Genomic DNA, 9,902 nt, shown 5'->3' on the forward strand with positions numbered 1-9,902 from the left:
GAGCCGAACCTACGGCCGGTGCAATGGGGGGAACACTCACTGTGAGTACGAGATGCGATGCCGGAGCGCGATCGGGGAGTGCCATGGCAGCCAGCACCCGGGGCATGGGGCTCATCGCGGGCTTCGTGCTCCGCACCGCGCGGGAGAGTATCCCCCGTTCGCAGGAGGAGATGGCCGAACTCCTCGGCGTCGGGGTGGGGACGTACCAGGGCTGGGAGTCCGGCCGTCGGCCTGTCTCGAACATGCGCGGCGCGGACCTGCTGGGCCTGCGCCGCCGGTTACCCGCGCTGGGTGCTGACCCGGACGTCGTCGTCCTCCTGGACGCCGCGATGGACGCCGACCGCGTCATCGAAGCGGCCCTGGCATCCGCCAGGCCCGGCGTGCCCCACCCGCTCTCCGAGTGGGTCCACACCAGGGACACGGCGCACATGATCGCGTGGGCGGTTAACGGTTCCGCTCCGCCCGCCCTGCGTCGGCGGCCCGTTCCCGCCCGGCGAGGCCCCGTCGCCCCCGCTCCGCGGCTCGCCCCGACGGAGCGGACCATGTTTTTCGCGCACCTGCGCGACAGCGCCGAGGCCGCCGTGCGCAGGGGCGGCGAGGGCGCGCTCCTGCACCGCCAAGCCCTGTACCTGACCTCGTACGACCGCGGGCCCGACGCCGCGTCGTGGACGGCCCATGCCCTCCATTCCCGCCGCGGAGTCCTCGTAGGACGCGGCTGGACACCCCACTGGGCCGAGGCGCGCTCCACTGCCACGGCCCTGGCCCGGCTGGGTGATCCGCAGCCGCTGTGGGACTTCATCGAACGCTCGATTGCGGACAGCGACGATGGCGAGGTCGCCAACCTCAACTACTGGGCCCTGTGGCTCGGCGCGATACAGCGGCCGCAGGCCAGCGACGCCTTCATGCGCGACCGCCGCATGACGGACTGGGACCCGGTCACGCTGCTGCGCCGCCTGGTGCAGGGGCTCCACCAGGCGCCCGGTTTCGTCGACCTGTACGCGCACACCGTGTGGGCCCTGCTGGAGGCCCACGCATGGCTCCCGCTGGCGGCCGCCGAACTAACGCGGACCCTGGCCCGCCGCACCACCCAACTGCTGGACGGAAACGCCTTGTCGGAAAGATCCAGGCGCGAGCTGAGCACAGTGCACTACCGTCTAGGCGAGCACGACTGATCACCTCGGAGGGCACCACATGGCAGACCAGACAGCCCATGCAGAGGGCACCGCGGGCTTCCTGTTCGAGCTCGGCGTACTGAAGCGCGAGCGCCGGTCGGGATGGTGGCACACCGGGGTCCGCGATCCGGAGAGCATCGCGGAGCACAGCTTCCGCGTCGCCGCGATCGGAGCCGTCCTGGCCATGATGGAGGGCGCCGACGCCGCCCGCGTCACACTCATGTGCGTCATGCACGACACCCAGGAAACCCGCATCGGCGACATCCCCCACATCGGCCGCCGCTACCTCAAGGCCGCCTCGAACGAGGAGATCACCGCCGACCAGCTCGCCACGGCCCACCCCGCGGTCGCCGCCGGCCTCCAGGCCGTCGTGGAGGACTACGAGCACGGCACCGACCCCGAGGTCGTCATCGCCCACGACGCCGACAAGCTGGAATGCCTGATCCAGGCGGTCGAGTACCGCGAACAGGGCAACGTGAACGTGCAGAACTGGATCGACTCCAGCCTGGGCTCCCTGAAGACGACCTCGGCGAAGGCTCTGGCCGAGGCCGCCCTGAACATGTCGTCGCTAACCTGGCGCCAGACCTTCCTGCCGAGGTGACGGGCCCTGCTTCCTCGTTCCCCGCGCCTGCGGGGATGGCCCCGACGTGGTTGTGTGAAGACACACGTCTCGCGCCTGCTCCGACGACTTGGACTGGAGCATCGGATCCAGGCCGCGGTCCTCGCCTGGGAAGCCGGGATTGTCGGAGGGGACGGATTGCCGCAGGCGGCCGGACTGGCTCCCTGCGACGCTCACAGACACCCGGCCGCGGCTCATCCGTCCGGCGTTCCGCGGTGACGGCCGGCCCTTGCCCGGTCTGCGCGGCGGCGAGGGCGGAGGCGACTCGGGGATGCAACCGTCCGGCGCGGCAGGGCGCGGCGTGCGCGTGAATGGCCGGGGCGCGGTCTAGAAGTAGCCGGCGCGCGTGTGCTGCGTGAGGTTGTCGAGGATCTCACGCAGCCACGGGCTGCGGATGTCCGGCAGCCGGACCAGGGTGTGCCGGAAGGTTTCCGGGTCTGCTCGGAACAGGTGGCGGGGGCGCGGCGCGGGTGGGTCGAAGTCGTCGCGGAGGACGCCTTCGGGGAGGACGCCCGACGTAGGGACGGGCGGGTCCGGCGCAGGGAAGGCCAGCCACAGCCACACCCCGAACGGCAGCGGCACCGGGTAGGCCGCCGGGTCGGCCGGGGACCAGACCTCCCCCGTCTGCGGATGCGTCGGCACGAGGAGGATGTCGGCGTCGCCGTCGGGAGCAGGTCGTCCCGGTCCGGCCAGGACGGCGCGCCGCGTCGGCGGACCTGCGGGCAGCATGGCGTCGAGCGCGCGCCGGAACACCTCCGCGGCCAAGCCGTCCGGGACCATCACGGGCCGCCCCTGCGAGGCGGCCAGCAGGTGGGCGAGTGCTCGGCCAGCCGCTGCCTCCCACTGCGGGCTCCACGACCACCAGTGATTCGACCAGTGGCCCGCTCCCAGCCGCGACCCCCACCTGGAGATCGGCTCGAACGGGGGTGTGCCCTTGCCCTCCGCAATCAGATCCGCCCAGGAAAGCGGTGTGCCGTCGGCGCCGTCGACGGGGCGGCGACGTACGGCGTTCGGGGCGAGCCACATGGCCTGCCAGAGCGAGCAGTCGTCGATCCGGCTCGCCACGGGCAGACCACACGCCACACAGGCCACGTTGGGGCCGGCGGCCCCGTCGAGCCCGCAGCAGTAGCGGCCTCCGCGATTTTCCGGGATCAGTACGGTGCCGTGGGCGTCGCCGGGTGCGATGACGGTCGCGCCAGGCGCTCCGTCGGACAGGGCGTAGACCGGCGCGTGGACACCGCGGACGGCTGCCTCGTCCGGATGGATCTCCTCCCACTTCCGCCACGGTGGTCCCCAGGGCTCCGATTCCACGGCGAACGTGCCCGACTCCATGAGCACCGGGAGCTGGGTCCCATTCCCGTACTTCTGGTGGGCGTGGACCGGCAGGGCGACCTGGGACAGCGGGATGGTGAGCTCAGCGCCGCACCCCGCACACACGAAAACGAACAAATGCCCTCCGCCTGGGAAACAGAGGCATCATCGCAGTCCGGCAGCAGCAAGCCAACCAGTTTCGGGCGGGGCCGGAGGACAGTCATCTGTCACGCAGCGTGCGTGTCCACAGAAGTTGAGCCAGAACCACAACCAGTGAAGGGTGTGTCTCCTGCCGGACGCTGCTCGCAGCATGGGGGAAGGTATGGGGGGACACGCATGGGCGACGCGTGGGGGAGACCCAGGGAGGGATGCATGGCGGGAAGGTGCAGCGCCATCGGTCCAGTATTTCCCCAGGTAACCGCCGCTTCTGAGGCTGGTGACTGGCCAGACTTTAGGTCTGGTGGTGGGGGAGAGGCTGTGGGGTGTTGGTCGGAGGTTCTGTTCTGGGGCTGGCGTGGTCGGGCTTGGGTTTGAGCTTGTCAGGTGTTGATGAGGGTTGCTGTGGGGGCTGAGAGTCGGGTTGGTCGGGAGGGGGGGAGCAAGGGAGCGGAGGCAAAAGGAGAGTGGCAAGGGAGAGGCAGAGGGGCGGAGGCAGGAGAGGAGAGGGCGTGGGGCGAGGGAAGGCCCGGTGTGGGTGAAATAGATGTGGCCGACGCCCACTTCCGCTGAGAGCGGGTGGCAAGGGCGCCGGCCGACCGAAGAACACACCACGAGAGAACCCGCATGCGTCATCAGGGCGAGCATAGCGCCCGGGCGGGCGCGGACGCGCCCCGCGCTGCGCTTTTAGTGCGGTATATTTTTTGCATCGGTGCGGGTGAATCCGCCGGCACGCTCTGCCCATCGAGAGGTCGGACCCATGATCCGCGCTGGACGAACGGCCGTGGGGCGGCAAGAGCTCGCCGACGTCCTGGGCATGAAGTGGGCGGCCTTCCGCCGGGCCAAGCCCTACAGCGCGGAGGGCTTCCCCGCGCCGATCAGCTCCCCGGAGGCCAAGGTCCTGCTGTGGGACCTGGAGCAAGTGGAGGCCTATCGCGAGGGCCGGCCGCAGCCGGCGATCCCGGCGGGCGAGGACGAGGAGGACCTGCTCGACCGCCGCGAGGCGGCCGCCCTGCTGCAGGTGCAGGCGCGCAGCGTGGACAGCTACAAGACCGACCCCCGCCTCGCCGACCATGTCGTGGTGGTTGGCGGGGCTGAGCACTGGCCGCGTGCCGCGGTGCGCTCGTACGCAGCCGGCCGCGGCGTCATGAGCGCGCCCAGCGGCCGGCCGAAGGGATCCGGGGACATGGTCCCCAGGGACCTGCTCCCCGGCCGGATCGCCGAACTCCTCGACGCCGACCCCGCGGTGACCGCTGCCCATGCCGTCGACGTCCTTGGCATCTCGGTCTCGGCCGCGCAGAAGCACCTGCAGCAGGAGCGCGCGGCGCGCATCGCCGCGCTGATGCGCACGGAGGCGGGCCTCGGCGTTGAAGAGGCTGCGGACCGCCTCGGCTATCCGCCGGCGGTCCGCCGTACGGCCCTGAAGGTCGCTCAACAGCTCTACGACGCCCCCTAACACCCAACTTTCCCTTGAGGGGGCCATAGCCGTCCGGCTGGGGCTCCCTCAAGGGTTTTCAGCCCGGTGGGGGGCGGGCGTTGCGGGTCCGGTGCCGACGGGGTGGGCGGCTCCGCTGCGCTGCGCCGCCCACCCCGCCTGGGGTTGTGGCGGGGGCCGCGGCCGGAAGGCGTGCCGGACTCCGCTGCGCTGCGTCCGGACCGAGCGCTCCGCGCTCTCACGCCTCCCGCCCGCGGCCCCCGCCACAGCCCCAGGGCCGCGGGCCGCACTCCGCTGCGCTCCGTCACTCCGCTGCGCTCCGTAGAGCGCCCACCCGGCTCCGCTTCGCTGCGCCGGCCGTGCCCCCTTGGCGGCCCGCGCTGCGTGGTGGGGTGGCGGGCAGGCCCGCCACCCCACCCCTTGCCCTCCGCGCTGCGCGCTCCGGGGCCAGTCGGCACCGGACCCGCAATGCCCGCCCCCCACCGGGCTGAAAACCCTTCTGACCTGCGAATACATCACTCTTTTGGGTCGGTCGGAGAAGCCGTTTCGACCCCTAGGCGCGCCAAAACTGCGATAGAGTTCTCTTGTCGCTGGGGGATGTGGCAAGAACCCACCGGCACCGAAGGACAGCAACCCACCCCGACCGTAGGGAGACCCATGTCGACCACCGGCACGGCCCGGCCTTTCGCGCTGATCATGCAGACCGACGGCGGGTTCGTCCTCGCCGACTGGACCCCCACTACCAAGCCCGCCGACTCGATCGATCACGAATCGGCTTACAGCGCCTTCCGGATGCGCCCGCTCCCGGTCCACCCCACGGTGACGCTCTGGGGCGACGACCATGCCGCATGGCGCGGCCTGCCGGTCAACGATTCCGCCAGGCGCCTGCTGCGCCTGCTGGGCGCCCCGCAGTTCTTGTTCTGCGGCCCGGTCCTGCTGACCGGCGCCATGACCTACAGCATGGACGGCTACGCGGAAGGGCTGACGGAGGATCAGGCGCTGCAGCTCATCGAGCTGTACCTGAACTGCAGCCTGCACATTCCCACGCAGCGCACGCGCTGACACCCGCCACGGTCGGCCGGGCCTCCCCTCTCCCCTTGGCCGACCCGCCCCGTCTGCGGGGCCGGGAGTGGCACCCGGCCCCGCAGGCCCGCCGAAGAACCCACCATGAAGGGAACCCCCATGACGCGGAACATCTCCCCCAGGCAGCGCGCCGAGAACCTGCTGTACAGCATCTTCGACGCGGCCGAGGACGGCTGTCACGTCATCACGGCCAGCGCAGGCGGTCCCACCGCCATCATCCGCTTCCACAACGAGGGCCGCCGGACCTACCTCGCCCGGGGCGTCGACATGAACGACGTCGTCAGCACCACGGCCGCCGCCCTGATGGGCGAGGTGTGTGGCGTCGTGCTTCGCAGCAGCGAGAGGGAGGGGGAGGACCGCGCGTGGGGCTGGCGCCTGCGTGGCCTGGTCGCCACCCCGCTGACAGCCGATGAGCTGCGCTCCGCCTACTCCGTCGACGAGCAGACCGGCGGGGCTCTTTCGCCGGTGGCGGACGAGTACTACGACGACGCGCCTCACATCAGCCTGAGCTAGCAATCCGCCAGGGCTCAGTGACTGTGCTGCGGGGCCGGGAGTGGCACCCGGCCCCGCAGGACGACCGCAGAACATCCACAGAAGGAGCTTGCCCATGACCGACCTTCCGGCATCCGACCCCCGCGCACTTGACCGGCGTAAGCTCGCCCGTCGATCCATGATCCTCGTCCGGTCCATCGCGCGTGCCGCCGGTGAGGGCGTCCATCACTTGACCGTAGCTCTCGCGACCCCCGCCCAGTACGGGCAGGCCGAGTGCATCATCGACGGCCCCGTGCCGAACGAGGACGACCCGAACGATCCCCTTGTGAAGGTCGCATTTCTGCTGGCCGTGACCACGACGGGCCTCAACGCCATGCTTGTCACGCGCACGATGCACTGGGACGGCACCGTGACGTTCATGTCCTGGATGATCAGCGACCTCACCGCCTACCCGGCCACGGCGGACCAGAGCCGTATCGCGTACGCCATTGGCGAGGACCGCGACCTCACGGACCCGGCGCCGCCCGGAGTGATGTTCGTGGACGCGCCCGAACTCGTCTGAACCGCCCTCCCGGCCCGGCCGCCCCCCACCCCGGCGGTCGGCCGTCCGGGCCAGCATCCCGGCACCCCCACATCACCCACCCACGGCGGGGGAGTGGCACCCCCGCCGCATCCGCAGAACACGAAAAGGACAGATTCCCATGGCACACGAGATCGAGCAGTTCAGCGACGGCACGGCCGCGTTCGTGAGCCCGCGTGAGAGCGCCTGGCACAGGTTGGGAACCGTGACCACCGACGCCCTGACCGCCGAGGACGCGATGCGTCTGGCCGCCCTCGACGGATGGGACGTCCGCCTGGTCGGCCTGCACGCGACCGAGATGACGTCCGAGGGCACAACGCTGCTGGACGTGCCGAACCACCGGGCGAGCGTGCGTACGCACCCCAAGACCGGGCTCCCCGAGACGCTGGGCGTGGTCGGCTCCGACTACATGCCCGTGCAGAACGAGGAACACGCCGAGTTCCTGAACTACCTGGTGGACGAGTCCGGGGCGCACTTCGAGACCGCCGGATCCCTTCGAGGCGGCCGACAGGTTTTCCTGACCATGAAGCTGCCGCAGTCCCTGACCATCGGCCAGAGCGACGAGGTAGACCTCTACATCGCAGCGTTCAACTCGCACGACGGCAGCAGCGCATTCCGGATCGTCGTCACGCCCGTCCGCGTGGTGTGCGCCAACACCCTGCGCGCGGGACTCAGGAACGCCAAGAGCAGCTACACGGTCCGCCACACGTCCGGGGCACGCGGCCGCATCGCACAGGCCCGCCAGGCCCTGGGCCTCACGTTCAAGTACGCCGAGGAGTTCGAGAAGGCGGCCCAGTGCATGCTGGACGCGGAGATGACCACCCCCATGCTGCGGTCGGTCGTAGAGCAGCTGTGGCCCGTCGCCAACAACGACAGCGCCCGCAAGAAGACGAACCAGGCCACCAGGTGGACCACCATCCGCAACCTGTTCGAGCAGGCGGACACGCAGGCCGGCATTCGGGGAACGGCCTGGGCGGGCTACAACGCGATCACCGAGTACGCCAACCACGTAGCCCCGGCACGCGGAACCAGCCCGGATCTGAAGAACGCCGCCCGCGCCGAGCGGGTGATCACGGGCACCGCCGACGACGTCATGGAGCACGCGTTCCGCCTCATCACCGTCTGACCCGCAGCCAGCCCGAAAGCACACCCATGGGGCGGGAGAACCCTCCCGCCCCACCCACCCCCGGACTTCAGGAGTCATCATGAGCATCCACAGCGCGGCCCAGCTGATCGGCGGACGCTCCCACCAGTGCGACGCTACCGCGACCTACACCCACCAGGGACACCGCGCCTACGCCCTGCTCGACGGGATCGGCAGCGACGAGGACATCCAGCAGTGGACGCGCACGGCCGCGCGCCGACTGGCCCGCGCCGCCGCCCGCGCCGGGGCCCTGGAGGGCCTGCGGGAGATCCACGCCGCACGGGCCGCTGAGCTGGCCGAGGAGGGGTGGCGCGCCCGGGACATGCCCACGGCGGTCGCCGTCGTGGCCGTCGCGGAGCCCAGCAAGCCGCTCGAAGTGGCGTGGTGCGGCGACGCCCGCGCCTACGTCCTCCCGCCCTCCGGCGACCAGCTGAAGCGCTTGACCACTGACCACAACATGCGGCAGGTCCTCTTGGACCTGGGGCACGAGCCCGGACCGAACGCCCGCAACCGGGTCACCTCTTACCTGGGCGACACCAGCACCCACGCCCCGATCGGATCGGTCACGGTGCCCAACAGCGGCAGGCTGGTGCTGGCCAGCGACGGAGCATACGAGCCGCTGGAGGACGCCGAACTGGCCATCACCGACTACGTGACGGGCAGCCCGCGCCGCGCCGCCCGAGCCCTGGTCGAAGCCGCCATCGCCCACGCCGACGGCCGGGCCGACAACGCCACGGCACTGATCGCAGACCTCGCCGGATGGCACACGCACGCATCACGGCCGCTTCCCTGTAGCGCCCGGAAGTCCTGAGCGCAGCCACACGCTGCGCCCGCCCGCGGCGGGGGAGTGGCACCTCTGCCGCGCCGTCTGAACACCCGGAGAAGGGAATCTCATGACCTACGTGGACGAGAGTGAAAGTCAGACCGTCAGCACCCTGACCCTGTCGGCCCGTATCTCGGAGTCGGGCCGCATCACGTCCCTCCCGGAGACGATCCGTCCCGTCCGCTGGACGGACCTGTGGGCCCGCGCCGGGCAGTCCCTGGAACGGGTCGTGCAGCTCCGTGTGAAGGCGTGGGTGGACCCGTTGTTGAAGGCGGCCGAGACCGAGACCATGCCAGCCGATTCGGCGCACCTGTGGAAGTCGGAGGAGCACTGGCGGGCCGCGACGATCTGGGAGACCCGCCGCAAGGCCAGAGACCAGGCCCAGGCGCGGGTGACCGGCGAGCTGCGCCGCGAAGCGCTCGCGGCGATCGATGCCGAGGGCTCCGGCTTCTGGCCGATCCGGTGGGAGGAGTCCACGAAGGTGTTTCTCGTGCAGGGAGAATGGACCGTCACGGTGTCCGTCAGCGGGAGCGACCACGCGGCCGTCAGAGCAGCTTACGCAGCCGACCTGCCCGCCAGGATCGCCGACATCGTCGCGGACGCTCAGAACCGCATCCCGCGCCCCAAGAAGACCCGCCCCGCCCCCGCCTCGACCGACACCCCGGCCAAGGTCCGCAAAGCCTGGCGGCGAGACCGTCTGAAAGGGACGGCACCCAAGGCCGCCAACGGCGCCTACGTCCCCGGAAGCTGGGTCACCTGGCAGAACCCGGAATCGGGCCGCACTCTCAATGGAATCGTCACGAAATGGATCCCGGGACAGAACCACGACAGCCGCAAGCGGGGTGTCATCCCGTCAGACGGAAGCGATCCGATCGTGATGCAGCTGGATTCAGCGGGGAACCCCTGGAAAGGCCCTTGGAGGGTGTCCTACGGGGAAGGAATGACCTCGCTCGTGGAGCCAGGGGCTGTGCAGCTCGAACTGACGTTGTGAAGTGTCGCCGCTCAGTGAAACTGCGCAGTCGTCATGCTTCTGACCTTGTGTTGTGCAGGTTGGCTGAACGGGTTGGAGGCTGCGCTGGCTCACTTA

At 70.5% G+C, this 9,902-nt stretch carries 10 protein-coding genes; 9 read left to right on the forward strand and 1 reads right to left on the reverse strand.

Going from position 1 to position 9,902, the window contains the following annotated elements; translation table 11 throughout:
* Positions 1-83 precede the first annotated feature (83 nt).
* Positions 84-1,172 (forward strand): helix-turn-helix transcriptional regulator, encoded by a 1,089-nt coding sequence (locus AB0D48_RS31945; RefSeq protein WP_362404876.1) that lies wholly within the window; start codon positions 84-86, stop codon positions 1,170-1,172.
* 19 nt (positions 1,173-1,191) lie between these two features.
* Positions 1,192-1,773 carry an HD domain-containing protein gene (locus AB0D48_RS31950; RefSeq protein WP_362404879.1) on the forward strand — a complete coding sequence of 194 codons (582 nt, stop codon included), beginning with the start codon at positions 1,192-1,194 and terminating at the stop codon, positions 1,771-1,773.
* Between the two features lie 345 nt (positions 1,774-2,118).
* Here AB0D48_RS31950 and AB0D48_RS31955 read toward each other — a convergent pair whose 3' ends face one another.
* Positions 2,119-3,240, reverse strand: a complete 1,122-nt coding sequence (locus AB0D48_RS31955; RefSeq protein ID WP_362404882.1) for a hypothetical protein — start codon at positions 3,238-3,240, stop codon at positions 2,119-2,121.
* An 802-nt stretch (positions 3,241-4,042) separates the two neighbouring features.
* Between AB0D48_RS31955 and AB0D48_RS31960 the strand changes: the two genes are divergently transcribed.
* The 7 genes from AB0D48_RS31960 to AB0D48_RS31990 all read left to right on the forward strand — a co-directional run bounded on the left by AB0D48_RS31960 (position 4,043) and on the right by AB0D48_RS31990 (position 9,806).
* Positions 4,043-4,714, forward strand: a complete 672-nt coding sequence (locus tag AB0D48_RS31960) for a hypothetical protein (RefSeq protein WP_362404885.1) — start codon at positions 4,043-4,045, stop codon at positions 4,712-4,714.
* Between the two features lie 636 nt (positions 4,715-5,350).
* Positions 5,351-5,755, forward strand: coding sequence for a hypothetical protein (locus AB0D48_RS31965; protein ID WP_362404888.1), 405 nt, complete (start codon positions 5,351-5,353; stop codon positions 5,753-5,755).
* 120 nt (positions 5,756-5,875) lie between these two features.
* Positions 5,876-6,289: a hypothetical protein gene (locus tag AB0D48_RS31970; protein ID WP_362404891.1), complete on the forward strand. Its 414-nt coding sequence runs from the start codon at positions 5,876-5,878 to the stop codon at positions 6,287-6,289.
* A 94-nt stretch (positions 6,290-6,383) separates the two neighbouring features.
* Positions 6,384-6,830 carry a hypothetical protein gene (locus AB0D48_RS31975; RefSeq protein WP_362404893.1) on the forward strand — a complete coding sequence of 149 codons (447 nt, stop codon included), beginning with the start codon at positions 6,384-6,386 and terminating at the stop codon, positions 6,828-6,830.
* 139 nt (positions 6,831-6,969) lie between these two features.
* Positions 6,970-7,974 (forward strand): DUF932 domain-containing protein, encoded by a 1,005-nt coding sequence (locus tag AB0D48_RS31980; protein ID WP_362404896.1) that lies wholly within the window; start codon positions 6,970-6,972, stop codon positions 7,972-7,974.
* Positions 7,975-8,053: 79 nt separating this feature from the next.
* Positions 8,054-8,803, forward strand: a complete 750-nt coding sequence (locus AB0D48_RS31985) for a protein phosphatase 2C domain-containing protein (protein ID WP_362404898.1) — start codon at positions 8,054-8,056, stop codon at positions 8,801-8,803.
* A 91-nt stretch (positions 8,804-8,894) separates the two neighbouring features.
* The gene (locus AB0D48_RS31990) at positions 8,895-9,806 is read left to right on the forward strand and encodes a hypothetical protein (RefSeq protein WP_362404901.1); all 912 of its coding nucleotides are present in this window, start codon (positions 8,895-8,897) and stop codon (positions 9,804-9,806) included.
* The last annotated feature ends 96 nt before the right edge of the window (positions 9,807-9,902 follow it).

Origin of the sequence: Streptomyces sp. NPDC048269 (genome assembly GCF_040652395.1) — a bacterium.
Classification (GTDB): Bacteria; Actinomycetota; Actinomycetes; order Streptomycetales; family Streptomycetaceae; genus Streptomyces.